This window comes from Variovorax paradoxus B4, assembly GCF_000463015.1.
GTDB classification, from domain to species: Bacteria; Pseudomonadota; Gammaproteobacteria; order Burkholderiales; family Burkholderiaceae_C; genus Variovorax; species Variovorax paradoxus_E.
In genome coordinates, this window is sequence record NC_022247.1 from 3,132,910 (window position 1) to 3,148,634 (window position 15,725).

General features: G+C 67.5%; 16 protein-coding genes. 8 read left to right on the forward strand and 8 right to left on the reverse strand.

Translation table 11 applies throughout. The features are described from left to right. Positions 1-3: 3 nt before the first annotated feature. A complete protein-coding gene (locus VAPA_RS14615; RefSeq protein WP_021007548.1) occupies positions 4-774 on the forward strand; it encodes a 3-hydroxybutyrate dehydrogenase in 771 nt (256 codons plus the stop codon). Between the two features lie 3 nt (positions 775-777). Here the strand turns inward: VAPA_RS14615 and VAPA_RS14620 are convergent, their stop codons facing one another. Together VAPA_RS14620 and VAPA_RS14625 are read right to left on the reverse strand one after the other, a co-directional pair. Next, on the reverse strand, positions 778-1,488 hold the full coding sequence (locus VAPA_RS14620; protein WP_021007549.1) for an SIMPL domain-containing protein: 711 nt from the start codon (positions 1,486-1,488) through the stop codon (positions 778-780). Between the two features lie 59 nt (positions 1,489-1,547). Further along, the gene (locus VAPA_RS14625) at positions 1,548-1,904 is read right to left on the reverse strand and encodes a hypothetical protein (RefSeq protein ID WP_021007550.1); all 357 of its coding nucleotides are present in this window, start codon (positions 1,902-1,904) and stop codon (positions 1,548-1,550) included. A gap of 173 nt (positions 1,905-2,077) precedes the next feature. On the opposite strand from VAPA_RS14625, the gene ompR reads away from it, so the two are divergent. Together ompR and VAPA_RS14635 are read left to right on the forward strand one after the other, a co-directional pair. Beyond that, complete coding sequence (ompR, locus tag VAPA_RS14630; RefSeq protein ID WP_012747691.1) at positions 2,078-2,809, forward strand: osmolarity response regulator transcription factor OmpR; 732 nt, start codon at positions 2,078-2,080, stop codon at positions 2,807-2,809. Between the two features lie 76 nt (positions 2,810-2,885). Next, complete coding sequence (locus VAPA_RS14635) at positions 2,886-4,295, forward strand: sensor histidine kinase (RefSeq protein WP_021007551.1); 1,410 nt, start codon at positions 2,886-2,888, stop codon at positions 4,293-4,295. Between the two features lies 1 nt (position 4,296). Here the strand turns inward: VAPA_RS14635 and ispF are convergent, their stop codons facing one another. Together ispF and ispD are read right to left on the reverse strand one after the other, a co-directional pair. After that, complete coding sequence (gene ispF, locus VAPA_RS14640) at positions 4,297-4,791, reverse strand: 2-C-methyl-D-erythritol 2,4-cyclodiphosphate synthase (RefSeq protein WP_021007552.1); 495 nt, start codon at positions 4,789-4,791, stop codon at positions 4,297-4,299. Next, on the reverse strand, positions 4,788-5,501 hold the full coding sequence (ispD, locus tag VAPA_RS14645) for a 2-C-methyl-D-erythritol 4-phosphate cytidylyltransferase (protein WP_041946462.1): 714 nt from the start codon (positions 5,499-5,501) through the stop codon (positions 4,788-4,790). Before ispD ends, ispF begins: the two co-directional genes overlap by 4 nt. A 119-nt stretch (positions 5,502-5,620) precedes the next feature. On the opposite strand from ispD, the gene mfd reads away from it, so the two are divergent. The 3 genes from mfd (at position 5,621) to VAPA_RS14660 (ending at position 11,246) form a co-directional block, all read left to right on the forward strand. Beyond that, positions 5,621-9,115 carry a transcription-repair coupling factor gene (gene mfd, locus VAPA_RS14650; RefSeq protein WP_021007554.1) on the forward strand — a complete coding sequence of 1,165 codons (3,495 nt, stop codon included), beginning with the start codon at positions 5,621-5,623 and terminating at the stop codon, positions 9,113-9,115. After that, positions 9,112-9,822 (forward strand): phosphoserine phosphatase SerB, encoded by a 711-nt coding sequence (gene serB / locus VAPA_RS14655; RefSeq protein ID WP_021007555.1) that lies wholly within the window; start codon positions 9,112-9,114, stop codon positions 9,820-9,822. Before mfd ends, serB begins: the two co-directional genes overlap by 4 nt. Positions 9,823-10,178: 356 nt before the next feature. Continuing rightward, complete coding sequence (locus VAPA_RS14660) at positions 10,179-11,246, forward strand: Ldh family oxidoreductase (protein ID WP_021007556.1); 1,068 nt, start codon at positions 10,179-10,181, stop codon at positions 11,244-11,246. Positions 11,247-11,253: 7 nt separating this feature from the next. Here the strand turns inward: VAPA_RS14660 and VAPA_RS14665 are convergent, their stop codons facing one another. After that, entirely contained in the window at positions 11,254-11,580 is a 327-nt protein-coding gene (locus VAPA_RS14665; protein ID WP_021007557.1) for a DUF6172 family protein, read from the reverse strand. Between the two features lie 63 nt (positions 11,581-11,643). Here VAPA_RS14665 and VAPA_RS14670 point away from each other — a divergent pair, with 63 nt between their 5' ends. Further along, positions 11,644-11,871 (forward strand): hypothetical protein, encoded by a 228-nt coding sequence (locus tag VAPA_RS14670; protein ID WP_012747682.1) that lies wholly within the window; start codon positions 11,644-11,646, stop codon positions 11,869-11,871. Positions 11,872-11,880: 9 nt separating this feature from the next. Here the strand turns inward: VAPA_RS14670 and VAPA_RS14675 are convergent, their stop codons facing one another. Further along, positions 11,881-13,068, reverse strand: coding sequence for an aminotransferase-like domain-containing protein (locus tag VAPA_RS14675; RefSeq protein ID WP_021007558.1), 1,188 nt, complete (start codon positions 13,066-13,068; stop codon positions 11,881-11,883). A 141-nt stretch (positions 13,069-13,209) separates the two neighbouring features. Here VAPA_RS14675 and nth point away from each other — a divergent pair, with 141 nt between their 5' ends. Beyond that, positions 13,210-13,857: an endonuclease III gene (nth, locus tag VAPA_RS14680; protein ID WP_021007559.1), complete on the forward strand. Its 648-nt coding sequence runs from the start codon at positions 13,210-13,212 to the stop codon at positions 13,855-13,857. Positions 13,858-13,867: 10 nt separating this feature from the next. Here nth and VAPA_RS14685 read toward each other — a convergent pair whose 3' ends face one another. Next, on the reverse strand, positions 13,868-14,764 hold the full coding sequence (locus VAPA_RS14685) for an SDR family NAD(P)-dependent oxidoreductase (protein WP_021007560.1): 897 nt from the start codon (positions 14,762-14,764) through the stop codon (positions 13,868-13,870). Between the two features lie 45 nt (positions 14,765-14,809). Continuing rightward, positions 14,810-15,694 (reverse strand): helix-turn-helix domain-containing protein, encoded by an 885-nt coding sequence (locus VAPA_RS14690; protein WP_051255327.1) that lies wholly within the window; start codon positions 15,692-15,694, stop codon positions 14,810-14,812. Between the last annotated feature and the right edge of the window lie 31 nt (positions 15,695-15,725).

Genomic DNA, 15,725 nt, shown 5'->3' on the forward strand with positions numbered 1-15,725 from the left:
TTCATGCTCAAAGGCAAAACCGCGCTTGTCACGGGGTCCACCAGCGGCATTGGCCTTGCCATTGCCAAGGCGCTTGCACAACAAGGCGCAAACATCGTGCTCAACGGCTTCGGCGACGCCGAAACCCCCAAGGCCCAGATCGAGGCGCTCGGCGTGCGCGCCGAATATCACGGCGCCGACATGAGCCAGCCCGGCCAGATCGAGGACATGATGAAGTTCGCCGCGTCCAGGTTCGGGCACGTCGACATCCTCGTCAACAACGCCGGCATCCAGCACGTGGCAAAGGTCGAGGACTTTCCGCCCGAACGCTGGGACGCCATCATCGCGATCAATCTCACGAGCGCGTTCCACACGACCCGGCTTGCCATTCCCGCCATGCGCGAGGCCAACTGGGGTCGCATCATCAATGTCGCATCGGCCCATGGGCTGGTGGCCTCGGCGCAGAAGTCGGCCTACGTGGCGGCCAAGCACGGGATCGTGGGCTTCACCAAGTCGGTGGCGCTCGAAACCGCAACCACCGGCATCACGAGCAATGCGATCTGTCCGGGCTGGGTGCTGACCCAGCTGGTGCAAAAGCAGATCGACGACCGCGCGGCACGGGAAGGCATCTCGGCCACGCAGGCGCAGAACGAACTGCTGGGAGAAAAGCAGCCTTCGCTGCAATTCACCACGATCGAGCAGCTCGGCGGCCTTGCAGTGTTCCTGTGCTCGCCGGCCGCCGACCAGGTGCGCGGCGTCGCCTGGCAAATGGACGGCGGCTGGACCGCTCAGTAAAAGCTACTTGAGCTGCACCGATCCCGACACGTTCACGACCACGCTGGTCTTCCCGGCCTCCACCGGCACCGGCGCATCTGCCGCAAAGGACTTGGCGGCCGCCGCCATGACGCGCGGCCGGATCGGGCCGCTGTCGTTCGCGTTCACCGCGACTTCGCGCAGCGTGTAGCCGCCGAAGCCAAAGCCCTTGGCCAGTTCGGTGGCCTTCTGCTTGAAGTTCTCGATAGCGATCGTCTGGGCCTCGGCTTCGCTCCTGGCGCGCTGCTCGCGGCTCAGCGCGAAGCCCACGTTGCCGACGTTGAGCGTGGTGATGCGGCCCGCGGTCTGCGTGATGCGCGGGAAGTCACGGCCTTCGAGCACCATTTCCGCGGTGCCCTGCCATCCGTTGATCTTGCCTTCGCGGGTGTAGCGCGGCGACAGGCTGAAATTGCCTGTACGCACGTCGAGCTGGCCGGGCTGGGCGTTTTTCTTCGCCTCGGCCAGGGCGGCATCCACCGCGGCCTTGAGCTGCGACTGGACCGTGGCGGCATCGGCTGCATCGCGCGTGGTGGTGAGGGTCATGCTCAGCAGATCCTGCTGCACTTCCACCGTGCCCGTGGCCGTGAGCTGCAGCACGTTCTGCGGCGGTGCAGCCATGTTCTGCGCCATGGCCGTGCTCGCGGCACCTGCCGCAGCCAGTGCGACGCAAGCCGCGATCAATCTGATTTTTTTCAAGACGAGATTACTCCCTGGGTTTGTGTTCAATAACGCAAGAACACGCAGCCCTCGCCGCTTCAGCGGCGCTGACTGCGTGGCAAGGTCAGGGCGCGCGCGGCCGAGATCGGCTGCGGCACCATTCGCTCGGCCGGTTGCGATTCTGCCGAATTCAGCACGTTGGGTGTGCCGGGCGGCGTCCACTGCCTTCGCACCTGCTGGCGCAGTTCGAAGAGCTCGGCCGCCGTGAGGCGCCTGCCGGCCACGGCCTCCTCCCGCCGGATTTCGTCGCGTTGCGCGGCACGGTGGGCCGCGACGGCTTCGCGTACCTCGTTGCGGCGCGAATCGCCGACCCTGAGAAACTCGCCAGCACTCGCCAAGGCAGGGCCGCAGCTGCAGGCAACGAGGATCGGCAGGACGGGAAGAAGGGTTCTCATTGAACAAGAGTCTTAGGACAGGCTGGACTTTGCCACCGCCGGACGAACGTCGGATGACTAGACAGCTAGCGGCCGCAAGTTTTGTAACTTAGTGTCAAACACTAAGTAAAACCGGCTCAACGGGGGCTCAACGCCTTCAGAATCGGCGCTGTTACAAATTCAACGTTGTAGAAATGACTCAAGTTCCCGCCCGCACTGACAAGATCGTGATCGTCGACGATGACGCCCGCATCCGCGACCTGCTTCGCCGCTACCTGACCCAGGAAGGTTTCGAAGTGATCGTGGCCGAGGACGGCAAGGCGCTCAATCGCATCCTGTTGCGCGACACGGTCGACCTGATCGTGCTCGACCTGATGATGCCCGGCGAAGACGGCCTGTCGGTCTGCCGCCGCCTGCGTGCTGCCAACGACCGCACGCCGATCATCATGCTCACCGCCAAGGGCGAAGACGTCGACCGCATCGTCGGCCTCGAAGTCGGCGCGGACGACTACCTCGGCAAACCGTTCAATCCCCGCGAGCTGCTGGCGCGCGTGCATGCGGTGCTGCGCCGCCGTCCGCCGCTCGAGGCGCCCGGCGCCCCTTCCACCGAGAACGAGACCGTGACCTTCGGGCCCTTCGCGTTCGACCTCGGTTCGCGCACGCTCAAGAAGGACGGCGAGGAACTCTCCCTGACCACCGGCGAATTCGCGATGCTGAAGGCGCTGGTGCGCCATCCACGCCAGCCGCTCTCGCGCGAGAAACTGGCCCAGCTGGCCCGCGGCCGCGAATTCGAACCCTTCGACCGCAGCCTCGACGTGCAGATCTCGCGCCTGCGCAAGCTGGTCGAGGCCGATGCCGCGGCGCCCCGCTACATCCAGACCGTCTGGGGCGTGGGCTACGTGTTCGTGCCGGACGGCACGGCCTGAACGACGCCCTGAGGTGGCCATCGGCCTGCAATCCGCCAGACCCAGCCCAGCCCAGGAGGACGGCGCGCAGGTCACCATGCCGAGCCCACTGGAGGGCGCCGGCCAGCGTGATCGGCGACCGGGCCTCAAGCTCGGCTTCAGCCTTTTCTGGCGCACCTTCTTCCTGCTCGCGCTGCTGCTGATCGGCTGTACGGTCGCCTGGCTGCAGACCTTTCGCTCGCTCGAATACGAGCCGCGCGCCATCCAGACGGCACACCAGATCGCCTCGCTCGTGAACCTCACGCGCGCCGCGCTGGTGTATTCGGACGCGATCACGCGGGTGTCGCTGATCAAGACGCTGGCCGACCAGGAGGGCGTGCGCATCCTGCCGCGCGAACCCAACGACCGCTTCCAGCCCTACACCAGCGGCGCGCTCGACCAGCGGGTGACCGAGGAGCTGATCGACCAGCTCGGCGAAGGCACCACGGTGGCCAGCCGCGTCAACGACGAGCCGGGCCTGTGGATCGGCTTCACCATCGAGAGCGACACCTACTGGCTGCTGCTCGACCCGACCCGCTTCAGCCGCGTGGGCGGACGCACCTGGCTGGTCTGGCTCAGCACCGCCATGGCCCTGTCCCTGGCCGGCGCGGCGCTGATCACGCGGCTCATCAACCTGCCGCTCAAGCAGCTGTCGCGCGCCACCATGCAGGTGCGCGAGGGCGAGTACGAGGCGCACCGGCTCGACGAGAGCGCCCGCACCAACGAGATCCGCGCGGTCAACATCGGCTTCAACCGCATGGCCGACCAGCTCGCCAAGATCGAGCAGGACCGCGCCATCATGCTGGCCGGCATCTCGCACGACCTGCGCACGCCGCTCGCGCGCCTGCGGCTCGAAACCGAGATGAGCGTGGCCGACGAGGACGCGCGCGACCACATGGCGGCCGACATCGCCCAGCTCGACGCCATCATCGACAAGTTCCTCGACTACGCGCGCCCCGACCATGTCGACCCCAAGCCCGTGCTGCTGCGCGACGTGGTCGACGCCTGCACCTACGCCGTGCAGGACTACGAGGAGATGAACATCCGGGTCGACGTGCCGCCCGACCTGCGCGTGCTGGGCGACGAGGTCGAGCTCACGCGCGTGATTTCCAACCTGGTGGAGAACGCGCGGCGCTACGGCAAGACACCCTCCACCGGCATCGCCGACGTGGTGATCCAGGCGCAGTCGAACAACGACGCGGTGCTGATCAAGGTGCGCGACCACGGCGCGGGCGTCGAGCCTGCCCTGCTCTCGCAATTGACCAAGCCCTTCTTCCGCGGCGACGTGGCGCGCACGTCCGCGGCCGGTGCCGGGCTCGGCCTGTCGATCGTGGCGAAGAACATCGAGCGCATGGGCGGCACCTTTGCGCTCACCAGTACGCCGGGGCGCGGCCTTGCGGCGCACATCCGCATGCCGCGCGCCATGCCTGATCCAAGCCCGGCGGAAGCCCCCGCCCGACGGGCCTGAGTCAGCCCTGGCGGTGCAGCACCACCACCGCGCGGGCTTCCATTGCGCGGCCTTCGCCGACCGGGCCGAGCTTTTCGGCCGTCTTGGCCTTCACGTTGACCTGGTCGGGCGCAAGGCCCAGGGTCTCGGCGATGCGCCGGCACATGGCCGGAATGTGCGGTGCCAGCTTGGGCGCCTGCGCGATCACCGTGCTGTCGACGTTGCCGATCTCCCAGCCTGCGGCGCGCACGCGGCGCGCCGCTTCGCCGAGCAGCACCGCTGAATCCGCGCCGCGAAACTGCGCGTCGGTGTCGGGGAAGTGCCGGCCGATGTCGCCCAGGCCCGCCGCGCCGAGCAAGGCATCGGTGATGGCGTGCAGCAGCACGTCGGCGTCCGAATGCCCCAGCAGGCCGGTGGTGTGCGGCACCTCCACGCCGCCGAGGATCAGCTTGCGCCCCGCCACCAGCTGGTGAACGTCCCAGCCCTCGCCCACGCGGATATTGAATGGGGCCGTCATGGCATGGCCTTCCTGCGGCCGAGCAGAACGGCTTCGGCCAGCGCGAAGTCCTCGGGGAAGGTCACCTTGAAGTTCTGCGCGCTGCCCGGCACCAGCAACGGGGACAGGCCGATGGCTTCGATGGCGCCGGCCTCGTCGGTCACCGCGTCGCCCGTTCGCTCCAGCGCATCGAGCAGCATGCCGATGCGAAACATCTGCGGTGTCTGGGCCAGCCACTTGTCGGCCCGCGAAAGAGTCTGGGAGACGCGGCTGTCGGCCGAGGACACCTTCAGCGTATCGGCCAGCCGGTGCGCCAGCAGCCCGCCGACGGCGTCGTGTTCGCAGGCCGCGATCAGCGCCTCGATCTGGCTCGACGTGACCAGGCAGCGCGCCGCGTCGTGCACCAGCACCCAGTCATGCGCCCCGGCGCCCTTCTGCCGCAGTGCCGCGAGACCATTGCGCACCGTGGCGGCACGCGTGACGCCACCCACGCGCAGCAGGAATTCGTTGTCGGCCGGAAAGCGCGGCAGCGCGGTCTGCACCTCGCGGTCGTCGGGCGACACCACCACCGCCAGGCCGGCAAAGCGGCCCGCCAGCGAGCGGAAAGCGGCCACCGTGTGAGCCACCATCGACGATCCCGCCAGCCGCTGGTATTGCTTGGGCTGAACGCCACCTGCACGGTGGCCGAAACCGGCGCAAGGAATCAGCACGAAAAGTCGGGAAGAAGACATGGGGTGCGGCACGAGCCAACGGCCGGCAAGCGGATAAGGGGCCGCCATTCTAGAATCGACCGCTTCGCACACCCCTCGCCAGCCGGCGCGGGGTGTCGTGCATTTTCAGTAAGCGTTCCATGGACCTCCCCCACCTCACGGCGGGCAAGCGTTTCACGCTGCCGCGTCCTCCTTTGTCGGCCGATGCCCTGCTGCTGGCGCAGCTGGGCATGCGCGAGAAGGCCGCGGGCCGCGCCACCGCGATGTTCACAGCCGACGCCAACGACGCACAGCGGCTGATCGACGAAATCGCCTTCTTCGCGCCCGAGCTGCGCTGCGCCCTGTTCCCCGACTGGGAAACGCTGCCCTACGACAGCTTTTCCCCGCACCAGGACCTGATCAGCGAGCGGCTCGCCACGCTCTGGCGCATCAGCCAGAAAGAGGCCGACGTGGTGCTGGTGCCCGCCACCACCGCGCTCTACCGCCTCGCGCCGCCCGCCTTCCTGGCCGGCTACACCTTCCACTTCAAGGCCAAGCAAAAGCTCCAGGAATCCAAGCTCAAGGCCCAGCTCACGCTGGCCGGCTACAGCCACGTGACGCAGGTGGTGAGCCCGGGCGAATACGCGGTGCGCGGCGGCCTGATCGACCTCTTTCCCATGGGCTCGCCAGTGCCCTTTCGCGTCGACCTGTTCGACGACGAGATCGACTCGATCCGCACCTTCGACCCCGACACCCAGCGCAGCCTCTACCCCGTGCCCGAGGTGCGCCTGCTGCCGGGCCGCGAGTTCCCGATGGACGACGACGCCCGCGCGCGCTTTCGCAGCCGCTGGCGCGAACTGCTCGAGGGCGACCCGACCAAGAGCCGCATCTACAAGGACATGGGCAACGGCGTGGCCACCGCCGGCATCGAGTACTACCTGCCGCTGTTCTTCGACGAGACGGCCACGGTGTTCGACTACCTGGGCGCGGACGCCACCGTGGTGCTGCACGGCGACCTCGAACCCGCGTTCCAGCATTTCTGGCAGGACACCAACGAGCGCTACCGCCTCGTGCGCGGCGACCCCGAACGCCCGGCGCTGCCGCCCGAGGCGCTGTTCCTGAGCGCCGAGCAGTTCTACCAGCGCGCCAAGCCGCATGCGCAGCTTGCCATCCGCGGAAGTGCAGGCGGCGACGTCGCCACGGACACGCCCTACGCCGAGTTCGACAAGCTGCCGCCTTTCGCCGTGGTGCGCGGCGCCGAAGACCCGCTGGTCGGCCTCAAGCTCCACATCGACACGACGCCGCACCGCGTACTGCTGATCGCCGAAAGCGACGGCCGGCGCGAAAGCCTGCTCGACTTCCTGCGCGCCAGCGGCGTGAGCCCGCCGGCCTTCGACTCGCTGGCCGAGTTCGAAGCCTCCACCGACGAGAAGATCGGCATCGCCACCGCCGCGCTGGCCTCGGGCTTCGCGTGGCGCGAGCAAGGCATCGACCTCGTTACCGAGACCGAGCTGTTCGCCACCGCCCCCACCACGCGCCGCCGCAACAAGAAGCAGGAGCAGGTCAGCGACGTCGAGGCGCTGATCAAGGACCTGTCCGAGCTCAACGTCGGCGACCCGGTGGTCCACACCGCGCACGGCATCGGCCGCTATCGTGGCCTGATCCACATGGACCTGGACCAGGGCGTCGATGAACAGGGCAAGCCGCTGCTGCAGGAGATGCTGCACCTGGAGTACGCCGACAAGGCCACGCTCTACGTGCCCGTCTCGCAGCTGCACCAGATCAGCCGCTACACCGGCGTCAGCGCCGACGAGGCCCCCCTGCACAGGCTGGGTTCCGGCCAGTGGGAAAAGGCCAAGCGCAAGGCCGCCGAACAGGTGCGCGACTCGGCCGCCGAGCTGCTCAACATCTACGCCCGCCGCGCCGCGCGCGAAGGCCATGCCTTCCGCTACTCGGCCGCCGACTACGAGGTGTTCGCCAACGACTTCGGCTTCCAGGAAACCGCCGACCAGAAGGCCGCGATCCATGCCGTGGTGCAGGACATGATCTCGCCCCAGCCGATGGACCGCCTCGTCTGCGGCGACGTGGGCTTCGGCAAAACCGAAGTGGCACTGCGCGCCGCGTTCATCGCGATCACCGGCGGCAAGCAGGTGGCGTTCCTTGCGCCCACCACCCTGCTGGCCGAGCAGCATTACCAGACGCTGGTCGACCGCTTCGCCAAGTGGCCGGTCAAGGTGGCGGAAATGAGCCGCTTCCGCTCGACCAAGGAAATCAACTCGGCCGCCAAGGGGCTGGCCGAGGGCACGGTCGACATCGTGGTCGGCACCCACAAGCTGCTCTCGCAGTCAGTCAAGTTCAAGAACCTGGGCCTGCTCATCATCGACGAGGAGCACCGCTTCGGCGTGCGCCACAAGGAGGCGATGAAGGCGATGCGCGCCGAGGTCGACGTGCTCACGCTCACGGCCACGCCGATTCCGCGCACGCTGGGCATGGCGCTCGAAGGCCTGCGCGACCTGAGCGTGATCGCGACCGCGCCGCAGCGGCGCCTGGCCATCAAGACCTTCGTGCGTAACGAGGGCACGGGCGTGATCCGCGAAGCCGTGCTGCGCGAATTGAAGCGCGGCGGGCAGGTCTACTTCCTGCACAACGAGGTCGAGACCATCGAGAACCGGCGCCAGAAACTCGAAGAGATATTGCCCGAGGCCCGCATCGCCGTGGCCCACGGCCAGATGCCCGAGCGCGAGCTGGAGCGCGTGATGCGCGACTTCGTGGCGCAACGCTACAACCTTCTGCTGTGCTCGACCATCATCGAGACCGGCATCGACGTGCCGACCGCCAACACCATCGTGATGAGCCGCGCCGACAAGTTCGGCCTCGCGCAGCTGCACCAGCTACGCGGCCGCGTCGGGCGTTCGCACCACCAGGCCTATGCCTACCTGATGGTGCCGGACACCGAAGGCCTGACCAAGCAGGCGGCGCAGCGGCTCGACGCCATCCAGCAGATGGAAGAGCTCGGTTCCGGCTTCTACCTCGCGATGCACGACCTGGAAATCCGCGGCACGGGCGAAGTGCTCGGCGAGAACCAGAGCGGCAACATGATGGAGATCGGCTTCCAGCTCTACAACGAGATGCTCAGCGAGGCCGTGCGCTCGCTCAAGGCCGGGCAGGAGCCCGACCTGCTGGCGCCGCTGTCGGTCACCACCGAGATCAACCTGCACGCCCCCGCCCTGCTGCCCGACGACTACTGCGGCGACGTGCACCTGCGCCTGTCGTTCTACAAGAAGCTCGCCACGGCGAAGACGCCCGACCAGATCGACACCTTGCTCGAAGAAATCGTCGACCGCTTCGGCAAGCTGCCGCCGCAGGCGCAGACGCTGATCGACACGCACCGGCTGCGCGTGCTGGCGCGGCCCTATGGCGTGATCAAGGTCGATGCCGCGCCGGGCATCATCCACATCACCTTCAAGAAAGACCCGCCGGTCGATTCGATGGCCATCATCCAGCTGATCCAGAAGAACAAGCACATCAAGCTCGCCGGCAACGAGAAGCTGCGCATCGAGCGCGAACTCAAGGAGCCGAAGGAGCGTGCACAGATGGTGCGCGATGTGCTGCGCAGCCTCGGCCAACCGATCGTCAAGGAAACCGCCCCCGCATGAGTGCTACAGAAATTTCTCCCGGCCTCGTCATCCAGCGCATGAAGCCGCCGCTGGTGCTGGCCGACTTCAAGCTGATCGCGTTCGATATGGACTCGACGCTGATCAACATCGAATGCATCGACGAGATCGCCGATGCCGTCGGCAAGAAGGCCGAGGTGGCTGCGATCACCGAAGCCACGATGCGCGGCGAGATCAAGGACTTCAAGGAAAGCCTGCGACGGCGCGTGGCGCTGCTGCAGGGCGTGCCGGTCGAGGCGCTGCAGCAGGTCTACGACCAGCGGCTGAAGCTCAATCCGGGCGCGGCGGAACTGGTGGCGGCCTGCAAGGTGGCCGGCCTCAAGGTGCTGCTGGTGTCGGGTGGCTTCACCTTCTTCGCGAACCGCGTGAAGGACCGGCTGGGCATCGACTTCGCGCGCTCCAACCTGCTCGACGAGGCCGACGGCAAGCTCACCGGCCAGGTGGTGACGCAGAGCTGGGGCGACATCTGCGACGGCGCCGAGAAGCGCCGCACGCTGCTCGAGGTCGCATCCCTCCTGGGCATCTCTCCGCAGGAAGCCATTGCCGTGGGCGACGGCGCGAACGACCTGCCGATGATGGGCGAAGCCGGCCTTTCGGTGGCCTACCACGCGAAGCCGAAGGTCCGCGAGCAGGCCATGGTGGCGATCAATGAAGGTGGCCTCGACCGCCTGCTGGAAGTCCTGAAATGAGACCTTGCCGTGTGTGAGGCATTGGGTTCGGGGCGCGATCACGCTGGCGGTGTGCTCTGCTCCGCGAATGTCCCCCGGCCTGCGGCCTCCTCCTTTATTTCGCTGCGCAGAGCACACCGCCAGCGTGATCGTTGTTCAGAACAGTTGTTGATCTCAGACGCACCAGCGGCGTGCCCTCGTGCGCAGGGCACCGGGTACTCCCGCACGCGAAATAAAGGAGGAAGCCGAAGGCCGGGGGACATTCGCGGAGGGGAGTACCCGGTGGCCTGTGCACGCACCCTGAACAACAGCGCCCGCACGAACACACCCCACAAACACAAGCAGCCCCGCAACAAACAGCTTGATGGAGACCTGAGATGACCGACACAACCGCCCCGCTCTACCGCGCCGACGCGCTCAAGGACTACGCCAGCGCCCTGCTGCAGAAGGCCGGGCTCGCCGCCCCGATGGCCGACAGCGTCGCCCGTACCCTGGTCGAAGGCGACCTGCTTGGGCACGACACGCACGGCCTCGCGCTGCTGGCCGGCTATGTGAAGGAACTCGAATCCGGCGGCATGACGCCGGGCGGCGCGCCCGAAGTGCTGTCGGACCGCCCCGCTGCCGTGCTCTGGGACGGCAAGCGCCTGCCCGGCCCCTGGCTCATGGACCAGGGCATGGACCTGCTGGTTCCTCGCGCCCGCGAACTCGGCACCGCCTCGCTCGTGATCCGCCGCAGCCACCACATCGCCTGCCTCGCCGTCTACATGCTGCGCGCGCTCGAGGAAGACATGCTGATGCTGCTCGCCTGCTCCGACCCCAACACGGCCAGCGTCGCGCCCTTCGGCGGCACGCAGGCGGTGTTCACGCCGAATCCGCTGGCCATGGGCTTTCCGCTCTCGCAAGGCGGCGTGATGGTCGACATCTCGGCCTCCATCACCACCAACGGCATGAGCAACCGCAAGCGCGCCGCGGGCGAAACCTTTGCGGAGGAATGGCTGATCGACGCCACCGGCAAGCCGTCGAACGACCCGCAGGTGCTGTTCGACCAGCCGCCCGGCACGCTGCTGCCCGTGGGGGGCTTGAGCCATGGGCACAAGGGCTATGGCATGGCATTGCTGGTCGAGACGCTGACCGCCGGGCTCGCGGGCCATGGCCGGGCCGACCCGCCCGAAGGCTGGGGCGCGACGGTGCACGTCACGCTGCACGATCTGCATGCCTTCGGCGGCAAGGAAGCTTTCCTGCGGCAGATGGACCATGTGGCGGCGCAGTGCCGCAACAACGTGCCCATTGACCCGGCCAAGCCCGTGCGGCTGCCGGGCGAAGGCGGCTTGAAGCGCCGCGATGCGCAGTCGAAGAACGGGGTGCGGCTGCACCCGTCGATCGCACGTTCGCTGCAGGATGCGGAGCAGCGCCACGGGCTGCGGCTCGCGCAGGGCCTGCTCTGAGGGTCGGCTAGATTTCTTCGGGCGATTCTTCCGCTGCCGGCTCCCCGGCCGCGCGCGGCTTGCGCTTGCCGGGCTTGGCCAGGATCTCGACGTAGAACTGCTTGCCGGCATCCTTGACGATGCCGTCGATCAGACCTGTGATGGCCGACAGGTGTACGACTTCGGCGGCTTCTGCCGAGGCGCCGAACCTGCAATCGAAGTCCCAGAAGTCGCTGCCCTCGGGCAACTCGCGGCGCCGCTCGCGCTTGATGTACTTGCGGATCTCGTGCTTGATGGCTTCGAGGAGGCGGTCGGGGTGCTTGCCCTCGACCTGAAGCTGAAAGGTTTTTCTCATGGTCGATCCTAACCCGCAGCCTGTGTACAGTCGGCGGTGGTTTTAACGAAAGCAGGTGAAGACATGGCGCGCGCAAACGACTGGGCAAGCAAGGTGATGGCATTGGTCAACGGCGGCAACGCATCGGCGGCCATCGCGCAGATCAAGGTCGCACCCTCAGTCAAGGACCTGAAGGCGCTGCAGACCATCATGACGCTATCGAAAATGAAAGGCCGCTATCCGAACGTGGATGCGGCCATTGCGGACAACCTGGCGCTGCTGGCGGCGCCCCGCCTGCACCGCTCGCCCTGAACTGACGGCCTACAGGGCCTGGCCCAGGCGCTTCACGCCCTCTTCGATCTTGGCCACGTCGGCCGTCGCAAAGCTCAGCCGCAGCGTCGCCAGGTCGGGCTTCTCGGCATAGAACGGCGCCCCGGGCACGAAGGCCACGAGCTTCTCGATGGCGCGCTTGGCCAGTTCGTTGGCATCGGCCAGCTTGCCATTGGCCCCTGTGAGGCGGGCCCAGAAGAACAGGCCGCCCTGCGGCTGCGTGAAACTCACCGCATCGCCCAGTTCGCGCTTGAGCGCCGCGCCCATGGCCTGCGCGCGCTGGCCGTACACCTCGCGCACGTGCGCCAGCGTGGCCGGCATGCGGCCGCTCTTGAGGTATTGCGCGGCCGTGGCCTGCGAGAAGGTGCTGGTGTGCGCATCGCTGAACTGCTTGCACATCGTGGCCTTGGCCAGCAGCTCGGCCGGCGCGATCATCCAGCCGATGCGCAGGCCCGGGCTCAGCACCTTGCTCAGGCTGCCGCAGTGCGCGAGCAGCTCGCGGCTGCCTGGTACGTCCTTGCTCAGCGCCAGGATCGAAGGCGGCGGCGCTTCGCCGAAGTAGAGGTCGCCGTAGGGATCGTCCTCGACGATCAGCGTCTGGTACTTGACCGCCAGTTCGAGCACCTTCTTGCGGCGCTCCAGGCTCAGCATGGCACCGCTCGGGTTGCCGAAGGTGGGAATCAGGTAGACGAACTTGGGCTTGTGCTCGGCGATGAGTTTCTCGAGCTCGTCGGTCTTCACGCCGTTGGCATCGATGGGCGCGCTGATGAGCTGCGCGCCGTAGAGGCGGAAGCACTGGATGGTGGCCAGGAAGGTCGGGCCTTCGACGATCACCTTGTCGCCGGGCGAGATCATGGTCTTGCCCAGCAGGTCGAGCGCCTGCTGGCTGCCGGTGGTGACGATCAGGCCGCTAGTGTCCACGTCGACGCCCTTGGTCTTCATGAAGGCGCTGAGCTGCGTGCGCAGCGGCTCGTAGCCTTCGGTGGCGCCGTACTGCAGCGCGCCGCCGGGCTCCTCGGTCAGCGCCTTCTGGCTCGCCTCCTTCAGGCCCTCCACGTCGAACATGGCGCTGTCGGGGAAGCCGCCCGCAAAGCTGATGATGCCGGGCTTGCCGAGCAGCTTGAAGAGTTCGCGGATGGCGGAGGTTTCGACGTTGTCGAGGCGGGAAGCGAATTGCATGGGAAGTCTCACTTTCTGGGGCGCTATTGTGGCGAAAGCCGCGGGCAATAAAGCTGCGTAAGGCTATCGCCTTTCAACGATATATTGCGTCTATCGCCGCCCTGCTCCGCGCGGCAGACGAGCGCCGCGCTTTCAGATCCCATGAAAAAAGACAACATTCCCCTCTTCTTCGCCACCCTGCAGGCGGCCAATCCCACCCCCGAAACCGAGCTCGAATACACCACGCCGTTCGAACTGCTGGCCGCCGTGCTGCTCTCCGCGCAGGCGACCGACGTGGGCGTGAACAAGGCCACGCGCAAGCTTTTTCCAGTGGCGAACACGCCGCAGGCGATCCTCGGGCTGGGCGTGGAAGGCCTGGAGGAATACATCAAGACCATCGGGCTCTACCGCAGCAAGGCCAGGCACCTGATCGAGACCTGCCGCATGCTGGTGGAACTGCACGGCGGCGAGGTGCCCCGCACGCGCGCCGAGCTCGAGGCGCTGCCGGGCGTCGGCCGCAAGACCGCCAACGTGGTGCTCAACGTGGCGTTCGGCGAGGCGACGATCGCGGTCGACACGCACATCTTCCGCGTCGGCAACCGCACCGGGCTTGCGCCGGGCAAGACGCCGCTCGAAGTGGAACTCAAGCTGGAGAAACGTGTCCCGTTCGAATTCCGGCTGCATGCGCACCATTGGCTGATCCTGCACGGGCGCTACATCTGCGTGGCGCGCAAGCCCCGCTGCTGGGAATGCGCGGCGCACACGCTGTGCGACTACAAGCCGAAGACGCCGGCGCCCAAGCCGGGCTGAGCCGGGCGCTCTACATTTCGAACGCTTGGACCTGCCGGCCATCGACGTCGGTGAAACCGTATTCCCGGGCCAGGTCGGCCACGCGGTGCACGCCGCCGCTCTTCTCCAGCACCTGCGCATCGCCCGCCAGCGCCGCCACCGCGCGGCCGAGATAGCGCGGCGACTCGGTCCGCGCCAGCGCCGGGCGCTCGCGCCAGTGCGCCTCGTCGGTCTTGTGGCCGGCCAGCACGAACTCGGTGCGCATCCAGCCCGGCGACACGGCGAGCGAAGCGACGCCGTGGGGACGAAGTTCCTGCGCCATGCCAAAGGCCAGCCGGGTCATGGCCGATTTGGCGAGGTCGTAGAACAGGTTCCCGCGCAGGTAGTTGTCGCGGTCCCAGAAGGTGGTGGTCACGATCAGCCCGCTCTTTTGCGCCACCATCACTGGCGCGGCGAATCGGCTGGTGAGCAGGTGGTTGCGCACGCCGCGGTCGAACATCGAGTCCCAGTTGGAAAGCGGATGCTCCCAGAACGGTGCCTCGAACACGCCGGTGAAAGTTTCGTGGCCGCCCCAGGCGTTGTTGACGAGCAGGTCCACACGGCCCTGCTCGCGCTGCACCTGCGCAAAGAGCTGCTTCACCTCGTCTTCCTGCGTGTGATCGCAGCGCACCGCAATGCCGCGTCCGCCCATGCGCGCGACCTCGTCGGCCGTTTCGTCGATGCTGCCCGGCAGGGCTTCGAGTTCCGAGAGCGCGAGCAGCTGGCCATAGCCTCTTGCCGGCTGCCCGCGCGTGCTTCGCCCGGTGACGTACACGGTGGCGCCCGCGGCGCCCAGTTCCAGCGCAATGCCGCGGCCCGCGCCGCGGCTGGCGCCGGTGACCACGGCCACGCGGCCCTTCAGCGGCCGCTCCCTGCTTTCCGATTGCATCGTCCTGTCCTTTCGTTGCGAGTTCGAAGCAACAGTAAGGCCGCATCAATCCGCCGTCTTGGAAGAACCCGAAATCGCGCGTCCCAGAAACTCCGTCGGCGTGAGGCCGCAAAGGGCCTGGAACTCGTTGATGAGGTGCGATTGGTCATAGAAGCCCCCGTCCAGCGCAAGGTCCGCCCAGGCGGGTTCGCGCTGCAGGCGCAATGCGCGCACGCAGGCATGCAGCCGCGCGAGCCGGCTCCAGGCACGGGGCGACAGGCCCACCTGCTGCCGAAAGACCTGCTGCAGCCGCCTTTCGCCAAGGCCGACGACCTGCGCCACCTCGCGCAGCGGACGCCGTCCGCCCGACGTGGCGATGAGCTGTGCCGCGCGCATCGCCGCCGGGTGGACAGTGGCATCGCCATCGGCCAGCCGGTGCTGCAGGGCCGCACACAGCACCGTCACACGCGACACGTCATCCGGCTGCAGGGCGATGCGCTCCAGCAGTTCGGCACCACGGCCATGCCACAGCTCGTCCAGGTGCACGGCGGTGCCAGCGATCTCGCTGGCCGGCCTTCCCAGCAGCGCCGCGGCCGCGCCGGGACGCAAGGTCACCGACAGCCCCTCCATCTTCCGGCAGAGGCGCACGAGGGCCGGCGCCGCCGACGCGCCGATGGCCTCGACGGCTTGCCCGGCACCCTCGCCCGCCGAGGGTGCATCGCCCAGGTTGAAGACCAGCCGCACCGCCCCATCGGGCAGCACGCGCTCCAGCACCTCGCGGCCTTCGGGCAGCGTTTCCCTGTAGAGAAGAATGTGCGCAACGTGCGCCCGCAGCGGCCCGGCGACCGGAAAGGCGCGCAGCGTACCCGCGGGCATGTCGGCCTCCGGCCCATGCAAGGGGTCGTCGTCGAGGCGGACGTAGAGGCGTTCGTTCTTGGACAGTGTCGGCATCGCTGTGGCGGACGGGCGCGCGGCAGCGGGT